The organism is Methanimicrococcus hacksteinii (genome assembly GCF_032714515.1).
In the GTDB taxonomy this organism is placed as follows: Archaea; Halobacteriota; Methanosarcinia; order Methanosarcinales; family Methanosarcinaceae; genus Methanimicrococcus; species Methanimicrococcus hacksteinii.
On the sequence record NZ_JAWDKC010000020.1, the window covers coordinates 1 to 14467 of the forward strand.

Genomic DNA, 14467 nt, shown 5'->3' on the forward strand with positions numbered 1-14467 from the left:
GGCGACTCCTGTACCCATACCGAACACAGAAGATAAGCCCGCCAGCGTTCCCTGTTGTACTGAAGTGTGCGAGCCTTCGGGAAGCTTGGATCGCTGCCATGAGTCTTTCTTTATCTTTCTTATTTTGATGTTTTTTTTGAAAGGAAACGCGGAAGCACTTTGATTTTTTTGTTTTTTGAAATGAGGGGCGGAAGTGCTTTGATTTTTTGATAATTGTTGAAATGAAAGTGGAATCACTTTGTTTTTGATATTTTTTAAAAATGGGAATCGAAAGTGTTTTGATTTTTTTGTTTTTGAAATGAAAGCGGAATCGCTTTGTTTTTTGACGTTTTTTGAAATGGGAGCCGGAAGCGTTTTGTTTTTGTTTTTATGTTTGTTTTTGTTTTTGATCTTACTGATCCTGCATAACTTTGTTTGGCTTTAGCGGTCCTGTTTGATTTTGGTTCTCCGGTTTATTTTCAATTCCGGATGTTTTTACTTCTCTTCTTTTTTCATATGCAGATTGTTTTACGGATTATTTTTTGCAGATTATTTTTTGCGGATTCTTTCTTGTAAGGTGTTTGTTTTTTCTTCTTTTGTCATGATTATTTCTGTATTTTTTGTATTATTTAAATGTTTCTTTTCGAATCATTAAATTTAAATACAATGTTTTCTAATCTCTCTTTATTCGGGATTATAATTGGGAATAATCTCTGAACTTTTTGCACTATTATACTGGGGGCAATTCTATGGATATTGAATCCTTAAAAGTGAATGAATATAAAAAGAAAGTCAAGAAAGGCTATATGTGGGCCATTTTCAGCGCTTTGCTTTGGGGTATTTGGTATATCCCGGGCACCGTCATTTGGGTTTTGAATCCGTTTGACACAATGTCTGTTGAAATCGGCGGAACACATGGCGACACAGTTGCACTGATTGTGACGGCTGTTTTGATTTCGGCGTTCAGCGCCGCGATTATTATTTTAACGCTGGGGGTCTGGAACCTGGTCACCGGCAAATTTAAAGAAATCAAACGAACGGCGGTTCAATTCAAATCCTGTTCTAAATGGTTCATTCTGGCCGCATTCTGCGGCGGACCGCTTGCAATTTTCGGGTCCTATTTGGCAATGGGTTTTGTCGGCGGTGCTTTTGCCGCTGTCGCATCTCTTCTGTTCCCTGTTGTCAGCTCAATTGTTGCAAACAGGTGGTACGGCGAGAGAATCACAAAACGTGCTGCGCTCGGTATTTTTCTGATTATTGTCGGCGGCGTTTCCATTTATTTCGGCGGCATGATCAGTGAAATGATGAACGACGGTGTCAGATGGCTCGGATATGTCGGCGGCGCAATGGCCGCTCTCGGATTCGGTTTAGAAGGCGCTGTCGCCGGAAAAGGTATTGACCTTGCAGAACCCGATGCCGGTCTTTATGTCAGATTCCTGGCAGAAGCCGTCCTCTGGTGGGTGATTGTCATTCCGATTCTCTTAATCCTCGGATTCCCGATGCTCAAATACGCAATTTCAGCATTCGAACCGCTGACACTTGTCGTTTTGCTCTTTATCGGTTTATCCTTCGGTTACTGTTACGCGGCCTGTTACAAAGCTTTCCCGCTCATCGGTGTCGGGCGGGGGCAGGGCGTTGCCAATCTGTACGGTTTGTGTGCCGTGATTTTTATTCTCCTGTTTACGGGAGATTTCCCCGGCTGGACACTGCTCGTCGGCGGCGCACTTTGTCTGATCGGAAGCACGGTGATGTATTCGGAAAACGTCTCCGAAGAAGCCATCCGGGATTGAGGTGAACAAAATGACACAGCAGTTACCGATAAAATACAGAGTTTTGGAAATTCTTTCCGATGATAAACCGCATTGGAACAACGACATTGTTCGTCAGCTCCAAAGCGAATACACCGACCTGAAAGGAGACTACGGCAGAGATTCTGCAAATTTTGACATGATTGAACTGGCTTCAAACGGCCTGATCAAATCCGTAGACGTCAGAGTCGATGAAGAAGGCACCTACAAAAAAGGAGCTTTGCTTCATGAATACGCTTTAACGGATTTCGGAAGAGACCGCGCCGAATATGCCGGTGTTTACAAGGAGGGAAATAAATGACCCAGACTGAAGCTGCAATGGAAGCATACGACGCATTTTGGGTTAACGGACTTGTGCCGTACTCAGAATACATGTGGATGGTGGCCATTCTGATCATTTCAATTTTGGCACTCTGGCAGGCGCGCGTCTTTATCCGCGACTTCTGACAAAACAGATCACTCGATTCCGCAGCTTGCGGAATCTTTCATATTTTTTAAAAATTTGCAGAAATCCTGCAGATTAAAAACCTTTCAAAAATTAAAAAATTTAAAACCGAGAGATCACCGAAATGACATCTGAAATTTATCAAGAGTTAGCGGATGCTGTCGTCAGCGGCACGCGTGAAAATGTGATCGCAGCTGTTGAGAAAGCGCGGGAAACCGTTCACCCCGCCGACATTATCGAAAAGGGCTTGATTCCCGGAATGACTCGGGTCAGCCTCCTTTTTGAAAAAGGCCGGCTATTTTTCCCGCGTGTGATCCTCTCGGCAGAAGCACTTTCAGAAGGCATCGGCTACCTCAAAGCCGACCTTCCGAAAACTGCCGGACAACGAAAACCGGTCATCATCGTCGGAACCGTCGAAGGGGACGCGCATGATATCGGCAAATCCATTGTTTCGGCAATGCTTCAATTTTCCGGTTACGAAGTCATCGACTTGGGCAGCGATGTGCCTTTGGAGAACTTCATTGACAAAATCAAAGAAACAAATGCAGACATGATCGGCCTGTCTGCCCTCATGACAACGACTTTGCCCGAACAGAAAGAGATCATCAAAGCTTTGACTGACTATGGTTTGAGACGTCATGTCAAAGTGATGGTCGGCGGCGCTCTGGCAACACAAGCATGGGCAGACAAAATCGGCGCGGACTGTTATGCAGAAAACGCATCTGAGGCAATTATGAAAGCCAAAGAAATGTTTGGAAATTAACGGAGGAAATTCAAAATGACCACAGAATATTATACAAGAATGGGTGACGGCAGCAGATTCAGCCAGACAAAGGATGAGATTTACGAAGACTTAAAAACCGGAACCGCAATCGCCGCGGATCTTGCGGGCGTTTCCGAGCTCAGCGCGGACGAGCTGGACAAAATGGCTGAAATCATCATGGATCCGAGCATTTTTGTCAGTGTCGAGCGCGGCAAAGAGGTCGCGCTGACAATGGACGGCGGCACAATCCGCATTGATGCCGATCAGGGAAACAGCGGCTGCGGCATTCCGGCCAGCCGGCTGATCGGTCTGATGACGCACGAGCGCATCTTCTGTCAGGACACCATTGAACTCGGGCACATCGATTACAGTTTCAAGCCGGTCAAACCGATTGTTTCTCACGAATGCCAAAATATGGAAGTCATTCAGCAAAACACAATCGTTCCGGTTTTTTACGGCGCCATGCCGAACATGGGCCTTTATTACACGCCCGACGGCCCTTATCCGAATCCGTCCGACTTGATGCGGGAATTCAAGATTGAAGAAGCGATGGAATCCATCGACAATTCCGTCGAGCATCTCACCCGGGACATGGTCTGGATTATGCAGAAGCTGATGGGATCCGGCTCTGACGGCGTCAACTTTGACACCGCGGGCGCGGCAGGCGACGGCGACTTTTTGGCAACGCTTCAGGCGTGCGAACAGCTGCGTGCGGAATTCCCTGAAATTTACATTGAAATCGGCATGGCCGGCGAATCTGTGTTGGGAATGCACGGCAGCTTGGAATACAAAGGAAAGACATTGGCAGGCCTTTGGCCGCATGAGCAGGCAAAACTCTGTGCCAAAGCCGGCAGCAACCTCTACGGTCCTGCAATCAACACCAACACCGGCAAATCTTTTGCCTGGAACTTGGCCCGCGCCGTCACATTCACAAAAGCGGCCGTCCTTGAATCTCCGATTCCGGTTCATGTGAATATGGGGATGGGTGTCGGCGGCGTTCCGATGCTGGAGACGCCTCCGATTGACGCTGTCACGCGCGCCAACAAAGCAATGGTTGAAATTGCCGGCGTTGACGGCATATAGATCGGCGCGGGCGATCCGATCGGCATGCCGATTGCACATTCTCATGCGTCCGGCATGAAGGGTCTCCGCACAGCCGGCGACTTGGTTGCCAGAATGCAGTGTTCCAAAAACATGCGCCTCGGCGAAGCAAAAGAATTCGTTGCCAAGAAGCTCGGACTCGATGTCCTTCAGCTGACGGACGAACACATTATGAGAGAAGTCCGCGAAGAACTCAATATCGGCATCATCACATCCGTCACGCAGAAAGCCAAAGGGCTGACCGCCAAAGCCAACATCGAAGAGCTTCTCGGAATCAATGTCAACGGCTGCGAACAGCTCCTTCGAAAACAGCTTCCCTGATTTAGAATCGGGCGTTTTTTCAAAATTTAAATCTCGGACAATTTTTCCGGAATTTAAATTTTTTATTCGTGCAGAAAGTAAAATATGATTTTAATTTATGATTTTAATTTGTGATTTTAATTTATGATTTGAAATCTGCGCGATCCTTATTTTAACTTTCACAAGCAAACACTTTTCGGATTCGTTTTTTTCACTTAATTTTTGACATTTGGAAAAATTCAGCCTTACTTTTATATCTCTTTAAACCGTTTTTCATACAATTTCAGATCATTTAATTTCAAATCATTTAATTTCAAATCATTTAATTTCAAATCATTTAATTTCAAATCATTTAATTTCAGATTATTTTATTTCGAATCATTTAATTTCAAAATTTTATTCACATCGGCAAGGGGGACAATACTTTGAATCAAATGACAATGCTGGAGCGTTTCACGCGGTCACTTCTGAGAAAGGAAGTCGATAAAGTTCCGGTCTGCTCGGTCACGCAGACGGGCACAACGGGCTTGATGGAAATGACCGGCACAAGCTGGCCGAAAGCATTTACCGATCCGGAAGAGATGGCGGCGCTTGCAATGGCCGGCTACGAAATCGCAGGCCTTGAAGGCGTCAGGTATCCGTTCAGCTCGCCCGACATTCCGCAGGCGTTCGGCTGCACTTATTCAAAGGGCACGCACGATTCTCCGCCGCACCAATTGGATTTTCCCTGCAAAAATCCGGAAGATGTCAAAAATGTTGTCATTCCCGACAATTTGTACGAAAGTCCGGGTGTTGCAGCAATGATTGAAACAACGGACATCCTGCGAAAACAAATCGATGACAAGGGGTATGAACTGCCGCTGATTGCAGGCATTCTCGGCCCCGCTTCTTTTGCCTCCTGCGTTGCCGGCGTTAATAATTATCTGATGTGGTGCGTCAAAGAGACTGACGCTCTTTCCGAATTAATTCGCCTCGGCGGCGAAGTCTGCGCCGAATATGCCAACGTTCTTTACGATCACGGCGCCGACTCCGTTGTCATTATTGATTCCGAGTCCGGTCCGGATTTGTTTCCGCCGCCGCTTTTTGAACCGATGTTTTTGCCGGCTTATCAGAAAATGACGCGGACAATGAAGGGATTAAATATTCTGCATATGTGCGGGGACGCGACGGCCATTTTGGAGCCGATTGCAGAATCCGGATTCTTGGGCGTCAGCCTGGAAGAAAAAGTGCACATGGATTATGCGTCGCACGTTGTCGGCAATGAAATCTGTCTGATCGGAAACGTCTCTCCGGCAGACGATCTGCTTTTGCGCTCTCCTGCGGAAGTTAAAGCCGCCGCCAAAAAATGCATTGAAGACGGCACACGGATTTTAGCGCCCGGCTGCGGTATTGCGCCGTACACGCCGCTTGAAAACATAAAAGCATTCGTTGCGGCACGCGATGAGTATTATTCGGAACAGGAATCGTAAAGGATTTTTAATCCTTTATTTTTATTTTCATTTTTATTTTTACGTGTTTGTTTTTACGCTTACTTCTATGGTCGTTTTTACACATTTGTTTTTACGCTTATTTTTATTTTTTATTTTTACTTCTATTTCTGATATTATCATTCTCGTTTTTAGGCCTCATCTTCTTTTAATATCTCAAAATATTTCAGCGACTATTTCGATGCTGTTTTTCAAAAAAAGAGAAAAAGAAAAAAAGAAAAAAAAGAAAAATCTCTGCTTATTTCAAAAGGCGGTGGTTGGTACCTTTTTCAAAGCAGGGATTTTTCGGATTCGTGTTTGGTTTGTTTTTGTTGTGTTTTATGGTTGTGTGTCAGAAATAAAGATTCTGTCAGATGTTTTTGTTTTGAGGCTTCTTTTAAGCGTTTAAGCTTAGTTTAATATTGCTTTGCATTTGACGACAGCTTCCGAAGAGTCTTCGGCATAGATGTCGGCGCCGATTTTGTCGGCCCAGTCCTGGGTTGCGGGGGCACCCCCGACCATGGTCTTGACTTTATCGCGAACGCCGGCTTCTTTGAGCTGTTCTTCAAGTTTCATCTGGAGAACCATTGTGGTTGTCATCAGCGCGGATGAAGCGATGATCTGAGCACCGTCTTTGGCCGCTTCGACATACTTGGCAATCGGCACGTCTCTGCCGAGATCAATCACATTGAATCCGGCAATTTTGAGCATTGTCGCCACAATATCTTTGCCGATGGAGTGAATGTCTCCTTCAATCGTTCCGATTGCAACGGTTTCTTTCGCATCCATCTTTGAAGCCGATTTCTCGAGAACCGGCGTTAAAACTTTAACACCCGCGCTCATGGCGTCAGACGCAGCAATAACGTGAGGCAGGAATACAATTCCTTTTTCAAACTGATCGCCGACTTCGTTCATGCCGGCTGTAAATCCGTCCTGAATCAAAGAAACCGGATCCAATCCTTCTTTGATGCATTTTTCGGCAATTTCTTCCACCGCTTCGTCATCAAAAGACGTCACGGCATTTTTCCCTTCTTGATTTAATTCATCTTGTGTGACCATTTAATTCCCCCCTGTTTATTCGCCCAGTAATCCGGCGGCGTAATCTTTGTCTGCCTTGTCCATGATGGCCTGAATCGCCTTTCTGGTATCCGCGTCCACCGGATCGACTTCATAATTCTTCAGAACATCCGAAACCGTTTCATGAGCAACCGTGACAATGTCTTTAGATCCCTGCGCCTCCCAATCGCCGATCATATCTCTGTTGATATATTTTGGATTGGACTGGATGTTCATGTTTTCCCGCGTCGATTTATGCGCGATGAAATTGTTTCCGGCGCCGACTTTGAGGATGTGTTCAACGCTCAAAGTTTCAGGCGTCACTTCAATGCCTCTTGCGGCGTATTGTGCCATCTCAATGTAGTCGCAGTCCAAAATCAGCTGCTCCAATGAGAAAGACATACCGAGCTCGACCATTCCCATGCCGTAGATGGTTTTGGCGCCCGACAGCAAAGGCAGCATTCCCGTAAGCGTTTTCTCGTGTCCGAGCTGGGAGTCTGGAATTTTTGAGTCGGCCTAAAAGCCGGCCACATATGTCGGAAGGTTGTAATATTCGCCCATCTCAACAACGGCCGCGCTGATTAATCCGATCTCGGGAGCGCCGACAGGGGCTGTTCCTCTGCGGAGGTCAAAAGCAGTTGTCGAGCTGCCGTACCACACCGGCGCGCCGGGGACGGTTAATTGGGACAGAACGATGCCTGCCAAAACTTCGGCATTGTGTGTGACAATCGTTCCGGCCAGCTGAACCGGGCTGGATCCGCCGGACATCGCCATTGACAAAACGTTGCACGGCATGTTGTAGCGGGCGGCCTGGATAATGACCTGGCAGAAGTTTGTGCCGATTTCAAGCGGACTTGTCGGGCAGCCGGTCATTGAATAAATCGGTTTTTTCATGGCTTCTTCTTCGTCGCCGCCGTAGAAGGCTTTAATGACTTCGAAGTAAATCGGCATGAATGGGCCGACAGCATCAACCAAAATATTCTTGGACGTGTTGAAAACCGGTGTAATCTGTTCGTGAATGTTTTGTGCTTTAACACCCGTCAAATCTCCCGCAGCCACTGCGCTCAGATAAAAATCGATTTTGTCGGCGTAATCCACGACTTTTGCGATATTCATGATATCGGCTTCGGTTGAATTTCGTGTGTGGTATTTTCCGGGCGACACATAATCGCACATCTTAACGCCGACACCGAAATTATTGAATGTCGTTTCTCCGCCGTATCGGATATCTGTTGTTCTTTTTTTGTTGCGGCCGTAAAGTTTAAAGCCGGTCGGTGCGCACGAAAGCGCTTTTCGGACAACATGTTCCGGGATCTTTACCATATTCGTTTTTTCATCAACGATACAGCCTGCTTCTTTGTAAATGGATCTTGCTTCTTCATCCAGAATCATAACTCCGGATTCGGCAAGCACTTCCATTGTGGCGACATCAATCATTTTTCGCTCTTCCAACGAAAGCAGCCTGTAGGTATTCTTAATCATCTTTGATTTCTCCTTTGTAAATCATCGGTGGTGTGAAGAAAGACCCGTTCTTATCTTTCTTACCCTAACTTCTAATATTGTTTTTCATCTTATATAAATTCATCAGTTGCAAATAGTTAAATTTATATACGTGTTATTTTAACAACGTTTCTTGCTTTCGTATGGTGTCGATAGCAAGCGAATATTTGAATGAATATTCGTTATGTTTGTGTGATCTCGGATACAGCATTAAAATAAGAATAAAAAATAAAATAAAGCAAAATAAAACAAAACAAAATAAAACAAAAAAATAAAACAAAAAAATAAAACCAAAAACAAAACCAAAAACAAAACCAAAAGCAAAAAATTGAAAGAATTAGAAATTGGATGGATCTAAAATTGAATTGGATGGATCTAAAATTGAATTGGATGAATTAAAAATTAATTGGTTGTATCGAATAATTGAATCGGATGAATTGAAAAATTGAATTGATTTAATCGAATATTGAATTGATCGAATTAAAAAATGAATCGGCTGCGGCAATCAAAAAATGCGGTATGGATTTTCATCTTTTCAATCAGCCAAAGCCGCAGAAATCGTTTTTGGATCCGGCGGATGTTTCTCAACGGTCGTGTGCTTCTCAGCGACCGTGGGCGGTTCTTCTGTTTTTATGGCGGAGAATTGCGTAAACATCATCAATGGCCTGCTCGTACACATCCAGATATTCTTTTGTCGGTTCAATCGTTTCTGGATTGTAGCATTCGACGAATGATTTTCCGATGTCGGGTGAGTTTAATTTGTGCTGATATCTTGAAAAAAGTTCCATGCAGAGATAATTGGCATCTTTGCGGGAGAGCTCGGTTGCGAAACGTGCGATTTCTGCCATAAACTGCGCATCCAGGCCGGCGACATGATTGGACATGTTGCCGTTGTTCGATACGGGTCCTGAAAGAATGTCGCAGCCGCAGGCAACGTAGCCGATCGTTTGAACCGCCGTCTCATACATCATCATTTCCGTACACGGGCCCGCCGAATTATTAATGACGCTGCCGTGAAAACACAGACTGTTCTGAGAAATCGCCATCGAAGACAAGAATGAAGCCCATAATGTTTTGTAACAATCCGCGGGATTGATGTGAACCGGATATTTCAAAAAGACGGAAGCGCCGTAAATCACCTGCGATTTGAGTGCTTCGGCAACGATTTCAATGGCGAACTGCTCGGGTGAATCCGTCGTAATTCCGCGCAAAACCATCGGGCTGCACATGTAATTTGAGCCGGTCATTTTGTAATGGTAAACGCGGGACAATTCGTCCGAATTGATTTTTAAGTCCAGGCGAGGGATGATTTCCTGAAGATCGCCGGGCCCCATAAACCGGGGATTTGCAATCGAGACGGCGGCAATCGGATCTTCAATGTGCGGCGGCGTTACAATACACATATCCGGACGGCCTTCGGAAGCGCAGGCTTCTTTGACAAGCTGAACAGCCTGTCTTGCTCTCATTAAATTTTCAGGTCCTTTTTTGGCAAACGAAGCGGAGGTTGTCACATCCAATGATGCCGGTGCGATTGCGCCGATGTCTTTGTATTTGGAATAAGAGCGGTGAATCGGAATATACAAATCCGGCGTCACGGGGGATGCATTCGGGCCGCCCATAATCAGCGGCATTTTTTTATCGGCATTGTCCTGAAGTGTCAGAAGGTACCTGTCAATGCCTTCGCCGATGTTTAAATAATTGCGGGAATTCTGAATGCTTCTTAAAATGTTGTCGCGCGGAATCTGAAGAACTTTTTTTGTGTCAATTGAATAGACACCGACCAATTCCAAAAGATCAATCGCCGCTTCTAAAACACGATTGGCCATGTCATCGTCATTCGGAATCAGATTTTCAGGGTCATAAACAATTTCATAAGAATCGACCAGTTCCAATCCGACTTCGTAAATCAGTTCCTCGTGATCCTTTTCAGCCATTTTTGTTCCGTTTGCAATCATGTCAAGTATGTGCTGCATCTTATTAGCCTGCCCCTGTATCTGTTTTTAATGAAATAGTGCGTTTTTCGATTATTCGTTTTATTTTTATTGTACGCTCAATAGAATTGATTTCATTTTGTTTCTTTTCATATATTAAGAATTGCTTCAAAATAAGATAAATTTATATATTTGATTCAAAACGAAACACATTCAAACAGACAATTCGAAATGAAATGAGTTGGGCGGAAGATTCGACAGTGAAATGAATTCGGGAGGAAGATTCGAAACGGAGTGAGTTTAGAAAAAGCAGTTTAGAAAAGGCAGTTTAGAAAAGGCAGTTTAGAAAAGACAGTTTAGAAAAGGCAGTTTAGAAAATGCAATTTTAAGAAAACGGTTTAAGGGGAGCAGTTTAAGAAAAACATTTCAAGAAAGAATAGCTAAAAAAACAACCCAAAAAAGTTGAACAATTAAAAATTTTCATCGTCTGGAAATCCGCCGATTTTTCTGCTGTAAAATGTAGTAGATGTCGGCAATGACGGTTTCATACAGTTTCCAATATTCCTGTGTCGGCTCAATCGTGTTCATATCATAGCAGTCGACAAACGGTTTTCCGATTTCCGGGGCGTTTAATTTGGATTCATATCTTGAAAACAGTTCGTTGCAGAGGTAATTGGCGTCTTTTAAGGACAGATCCGAAGCAAATCGGCTGACTTCCGCCATAAAATGCGCATCCAGGCCCGAAACCTGGTTGGTAATGCTGCCGTTGTTTGAAACGGGTCCGGAAAGAATATCGCAGCCGCAGACAACGTATCCGATGGTTTGAACGGCTGTTTCGTAAAACATCATTTCGGTGCACGGGCCGGCGGAACTGGTCACAACGCTTCCCTGAAGGCAAATTTCATTTTTTGACAGGGCTTGGGTTGCCGCAAAGGATGCCCAAAGCGTTTTGAGCGGATCGCCCGTGTGAATATGGGCCGGATATTTAAAGAAAACAGAAGCGCCGTAAACCACTTGAGATTTTAAAGCTTCGGCGGCGATCTCAATGGCAAATTGCTCGGGCGTTGCCGCAGACAGGCCGCGGACCAGCATCGGACTGCAGAGATAGTTGGATCCCGTCATTTTGTAATGGTAAACGCGGGACAATTCCGAATAATTGACTTTTAAGCCTTGTTGAGGAATGATTTCCTGAAGATCGCCCGATCCCATAAACCGCGGATTTGCAACCGACACGGCCGCAACCGGATCTTCAATGTGCGGCGGTGTTGTGATGCACATGTCCGGACGCCCTTCAAGCGCGCAGGCTTCTTTGACCAGCTGAACTGCCTGGCGTGCTTTCATCAGATTTGCGGGCCCTTTTTTTGCGGATCCGGCCGGAACATCAAGATAGGCCGGCGCGATTGAATCAATATCCGTATATTTGGCATACGAGCGGTGAATCGGAATAAACATCTCAGGCGTTACGGGAGACGCATTGGGGCCGCCCATAATGGACGTTTTTTTCTTTTCGGAGCTGCCTGCCAGCGTCAGCAAATATTTGTCGCTTCCTTCTCCGATGTTTAAATATCTTTGAGAATTCTGAACGCTTCGGAAAATTTCGTCACGCGGGATTGTAAAAACAGATTTTGTGTCCACCGAATAAACGCCGACGGCTTCCAGCAAATCAAAAGCCGCTTCCAAAATCCGGTTTGCCGTTTCATCATCGGCCGGAATTAAGTTGTCGGGATCATATTCGATTTCATACAATTCAACCAATTCGGCACTGACTTCATTGATTAATTCATCGTGTTCGGATTCGTTCATTTTTGTTCCGTTTGAGATCATATCAATAATATGCTGCATGATTTACACCGCTTTTGAATCCGAATCGAATGTTTTATTTTTTCAACTTGTCTGATTGTTGATGATTTGATTGATGCTTTGGCTGACGATTTTGTTTGGCTGATGATTTTTTGGCTGATGGTTTTGTTTTGGCTGGTGATGATTTTGTTTGGCTGATGATTTGGCTTGATTAATTTGACTGTTTTATTCTTCTTCAATCTCGACTTCAATCGTTTTGCAGGTTTCTGTCGGATATTTGTAATATTCAAGCATTTTGAAAAAGAACATAAAAGCGTACCAGTCGTCGGTATTGTCAAAGCCGCTGCATTCCCGAATGTCCAGCCGGTTGTTTTTGTAAGTGACCTCGGCGCGTATGTCGACATCGTTTGTTTCAGATTCCAGGACCACGCCGGAGAAATCTTCTTTTAAAAATGTTCCTTTTCCTTCCAAAACATAAACGTCTTTGGGGGATTCCGGTTTTTTGACTTCCGAATCGCTTTCGGGAGATTCATCCGCTTCAGAGGCACAGCTTTGTTCACAGGGTTCGCCCTCGCCTTTTTTCCTCAAGGTGAGTTCTTTGAACATGTAATCTCTTTGTTTATACCAGTCCCGGCCGTGTCCCATATAGTCGGCGCGGAAAAAAACATCGTTGACGGTGAGGACAGCACCGTTGTCTAATTTTTCGAAGACTTCGGTAATTGTCTGATGTGACGGGATTACGTATTCGGTACTGGCGATATAATCCTGTTTTGTATATTCGCTGTCGCTGATTTCCCAATCCAGCCGTTTGTATCTTTTTGTTTTCAGATGACCTTGCGGCTCTTCAGCGTTATATTTGTTGGACCCGAATAATTTTGAAAATAATCCCATTAAATTCACCTCTGACAGAAAAGGGGCTTTAAGCTTTTATATTTTTACCGAAAAGCTTTATCCGCGTCTTTTCAATTCCGCCGTTTTTTCAATTCTTTTTGAATTTTTCAACCCATTTGCTGTTTTTTCAATTATTTCCGCCGCTTCTTCCTTTCGGATCTTCGCCGAATTTATTCGGACCGACCGTTCCGTCAACGAAAATCAGGTAAAGGTAATAGATGATGCTCAGAAAAGGAACAAAACCGAAAATCGCCCACCACCCGCTTAAATTGACGTCATGCAGGCGCTTGATTTCCTGAAGTAATTTAAAAAAGAAGAAGTAAACGGCAGCTGCAATAAATACCGCCGCCGCAATTAATCCTGTCAGAAAATAAGCTTCTTCGCCGATATTGAAAGTGATAAAGCTGAGCAGCATCACCAATCCGTAAAGAATAATTGTCACAAGAGCTGCGTAAAACCAGCGGCCGATTACTCTGATAATGTATCCTTTTCGTGTAATGCGCCCGTTATATGTGTGATATTCGTCAAAAACTTCAAACATGATTTTCACTGACTTCTTAACTTTTATAATTCTGTTTCTTTACATCCGGGTTTTTGTTCTCACTTTTTCGTTTTATTGTTTCATTTTTTCAGTTTCATCTTTTCTGTTTCATCTTTTCAACCAGTTCTTCCGAATTTTTAAAAGCCTGATCCGCCTGTTCTTTGGAAAGTCCCGCGCCTGTCAGAACATCATAGGCCGTTTCTTTTGTAATCATATCTTTGGGGTGGTGTGTGTCGGTGTTGCAGACCAATTTTGCGCCGATTCCGGATGCCAGCTTTGCAACGTGCCCGTTTGTCCGATTGTGTCCGCCGCGAGCGGTAATTTCCAAATATGTGTTTGTCATTTTCGCAAGTTCCGTTTCTTCCGCCGTTATGAATCCCGGGTGCGCCAAAATGTCCACAAATTCGGATTCAATCGCGGCGCGGTTTGTGCCGGCGGCGACAGGCTCAACCGGGGTTTCGCCGTGAACGACAACAATATCCGCGCCGATTTCTTTGGCGCGTTTGGCCAGCTTATTAATTTGTCCCGGCGGCACATGCGTAATTTCGATGCCCGCAAAAATATCAATTTCCCATTCCTCTTCGATGACTTTTGCCTTTTGAAGCGAAGAAATGATGTATTCAAAATTCGTAAAATCAGCATGATCCGTCATTGCGATGGCGCGGTAACCGTGCATAATCGCGCGGCGAATGTGTTCGGCCGGAATCAATTCCCCGTCGCTGAATAAAGTGTGAGTGTGAAGATCAATCATCAGAATTACCTTTAATTTTGTTTTATTTGATTTTGTTTTATTTGATTTTGTTTATTGTGTTTTATTGATTTTATTGATTTCAATTTTATAATGCATCTTTCTGTTTCGTTTTATTTATAAATTGTTGGTCGGGGT

Annotated in this window: 12 protein-coding genes, 1 rRNA gene and 2 pseudogenes; 8 read left to right on the plus strand and 7 right to left on the minus strand. The window is 44.5% G+C overall.

The annotated features are described in order from the left end of the window. The 8 genes and pseudogenes from rrf to MmiAt1_RS06250 form a co-directional block, all read left to right on the plus strand. Positions 1 to 102 (plus strand): 5S ribosomal RNA (gene rrf, locus MmiAt1_RS06215); the annotation flags it as partial. A gap of 626 nt (positions 103 to 728) precedes the next feature. Further along, positions 729 to 1769 carry a DMT family transporter gene (locus MmiAt1_RS06220; protein ID WP_318786030.1) on the plus strand — a complete coding sequence of 347 codons (1041 nt, stop codon included), beginning with the start codon at positions 729 to 731 and terminating at the stop codon, positions 1767 to 1769. A 10-nt stretch (positions 1770 to 1779) separates the two neighbouring features. After that, on the plus strand, positions 1780 to 2088 hold the full coding sequence (locus MmiAt1_RS06225) for a hypothetical protein (RefSeq protein ID WP_318786031.1): 309 nt from the start codon (positions 1780 to 1782) through the stop codon (positions 2086 to 2088). Further along, on the plus strand, positions 2085 to 2234 hold the full coding sequence (locus tag MmiAt1_RS06230; RefSeq protein WP_318786032.1) for a hypothetical protein: 150 nt from the start codon (positions 2085 to 2087) through the stop codon (positions 2232 to 2234). Before MmiAt1_RS06225 ends, MmiAt1_RS06230 begins: the two co-directional genes overlap by 4 nt. Positions 2235 to 2356: 122 nt before the next feature. Continuing rightward, positions 2357 to 2995 carry a corrinoid protein gene (locus tag MmiAt1_RS06235; protein ID WP_318786033.1) on the plus strand — a complete coding sequence of 213 codons (639 nt, stop codon included), beginning with the start codon at positions 2357 to 2359 and terminating at the stop codon, positions 2993 to 2995. A gap of 15 nt (positions 2996 to 3010) precedes the next feature. Next, positions 3011 to 4417, plus strand: a pseudogene (gene mtbB, locus MmiAt1_RS06240) ([dimethylamine--corrinoid protein] Co-methyltransferase). A gap of 413 nt (positions 4418 to 4830) precedes the next feature. Beyond that, a complete protein-coding gene (mtaA, locus tag MmiAt1_RS06245; protein WP_318786084.1) occupies positions 4831 to 5865 on the plus strand; it encodes a methylcobamide:CoM methyltransferase MtaA in 1035 nt (344 codons plus the stop codon). 67 nt (positions 5866 to 5932) lie between these two features. Beyond that, complete coding sequence (locus MmiAt1_RS06250) at positions 5933 to 6271, plus strand: hypothetical protein (RefSeq protein WP_318786034.1); 339 nt, start codon at positions 5933 to 5935, stop codon at positions 6269 to 6271. Between the two features lie 2 nt (positions 6272 to 6273). On the opposite strand, the gene MmiAt1_RS06255 is transcribed toward MmiAt1_RS06250, so the two are convergent. The 7 genes and pseudogenes from MmiAt1_RS06255 to MmiAt1_RS06285 form a co-directional block, all read right to left on the minus strand. Then, a complete protein-coding gene (locus tag MmiAt1_RS06255) occupies positions 6274 to 6921 on the minus strand; it encodes a corrinoid protein (RefSeq protein ID WP_318786035.1) in 648 nt (215 codons plus the stop codon). A 15-nt stretch (positions 6922 to 6936) separates the two neighbouring features. Beyond that, positions 6937 to 8400 (minus strand): annotated as a pseudogene (gene mttB, locus MmiAt1_RS06260) ([trimethylamine--corrinoid protein] Co-methyltransferase). A gap of 620 nt (positions 8401 to 9020) precedes the next feature. Beyond that, positions 9021 to 10391, minus strand: a complete 1371-nt coding sequence (locus MmiAt1_RS06265) for a monomethylamine:corrinoid methyltransferase (RefSeq protein ID WP_318786036.1) — start codon at positions 10389 to 10391, stop codon at positions 9021 to 9023. A 438-nt stretch (positions 10392 to 10829) separates the two neighbouring features. Then, positions 10830 to 12191, minus strand: a complete 1362-nt coding sequence (locus MmiAt1_RS06270; RefSeq protein ID WP_318786037.1) for a monomethylamine:corrinoid methyltransferase — start codon at positions 12189 to 12191, stop codon at positions 10830 to 10832. A gap of 183 nt (positions 12192 to 12374) precedes the next feature. Beyond that, positions 12375 to 13040, minus strand: coding sequence for a hypothetical protein (locus tag MmiAt1_RS06275; RefSeq protein ID WP_318786038.1), 666 nt, complete (start codon positions 13038 to 13040; stop codon positions 12375 to 12377). Positions 13041 to 13167: 127 nt separating this feature from the next. Beyond that, a complete protein-coding gene (locus MmiAt1_RS06280; protein ID WP_318786039.1) occupies positions 13168 to 13581 on the minus strand; it encodes a DUF805 domain-containing protein in 414 nt (137 codons plus the stop codon). 94 nt (positions 13582 to 13675) lie between these two features. Then, on the minus strand, positions 13676 to 14332 hold the full coding sequence (locus tag MmiAt1_RS06285) for a histidinol phosphate phosphatase domain-containing protein (protein WP_318786040.1): 657 nt from the start codon (positions 14330 to 14332) through the stop codon (positions 13676 to 13678). Between the last annotated feature and the right edge of the window lie 135 nt (positions 14333 to 14467).

What these genes read in the sequence shown, in the direction of transcription:
- MmiAt1_RS06220 (WP_318786030.1), top strand. Translation starts at nt 729, where the DNA reads ATGGATATTGAATCCTTAAAAGTGAATGAATATAAAAAGAAAGTCAAG.
- MmiAt1_RS06225 (WP_318786031.1), top strand. Translation starts at nt 1,780, where the DNA reads ATGACACAGCAGTTACCGATAAAATACAGAGTTTTGGAAATTCTTTCC.
- MmiAt1_RS06255 (WP_318786035.1), bottom strand. Translation starts at nt 6,921, where the DNA reads ATGGTCACACAAGATGAATTAAATCAAGAAGGGAAAAATGCCGTGACG.
- mtaA (WP_318786084.1), top strand. Translation starts at nt 4,831, where the DNA reads ATGACAATGCTGGAGCGTTTCACGCGGTCACTTCTGAGAAAGGAAGTC.
- MmiAt1_RS06265 (WP_318786036.1), bottom strand. Translation starts at nt 10,391, where the DNA reads ATGCAGCACATACTTGACATGATTGCAAACGGAACAAAAATGGCTGAA.
- MmiAt1_RS06285 (WP_318786040.1), bottom strand. Translation starts at nt 14,332, where the DNA reads ATGATTGATCTTCACACTCACACTTTATTCAGCGACGGGGAATTGATT.
- MmiAt1_RS06275 (WP_318786038.1), bottom strand. Translation starts at nt 13,040, where the DNA reads ATGGGATTATTTTCAAAATTATTCGGGTCCAACAAATATAACGCTGAA.
- MmiAt1_RS06230 (WP_318786032.1), top strand. Translation starts at nt 2,085, where the DNA reads ATGACCCAGACTGAAGCTGCAATGGAAGCATACGACGCATTTTGGGTT.
- MmiAt1_RS06280 (WP_318786039.1), bottom strand. Translation starts at nt 13,581, where the DNA reads ATGTTTGAAGTTTTTGACGAATATCACACATATAACGGGCGCATTACA.
- MmiAt1_RS06235 (WP_318786033.1), top strand. Translation starts at nt 2,357, where the DNA reads ATGACATCTGAAATTTATCAAGAGTTAGCGGATGCTGTCGTCAGCGGC.
- MmiAt1_RS06270 (WP_318786037.1), bottom strand. Translation starts at nt 12,191, where the DNA reads ATGCAGCATATTATTGATATGATCTCAAACGGAACAAAAATGAACGAA.
- MmiAt1_RS06250 (WP_318786034.1), top strand. Translation starts at nt 5,933, where the DNA reads ATGGTCGTTTTTACACATTTGTTTTTACGCTTATTTTTATTTTTTATT.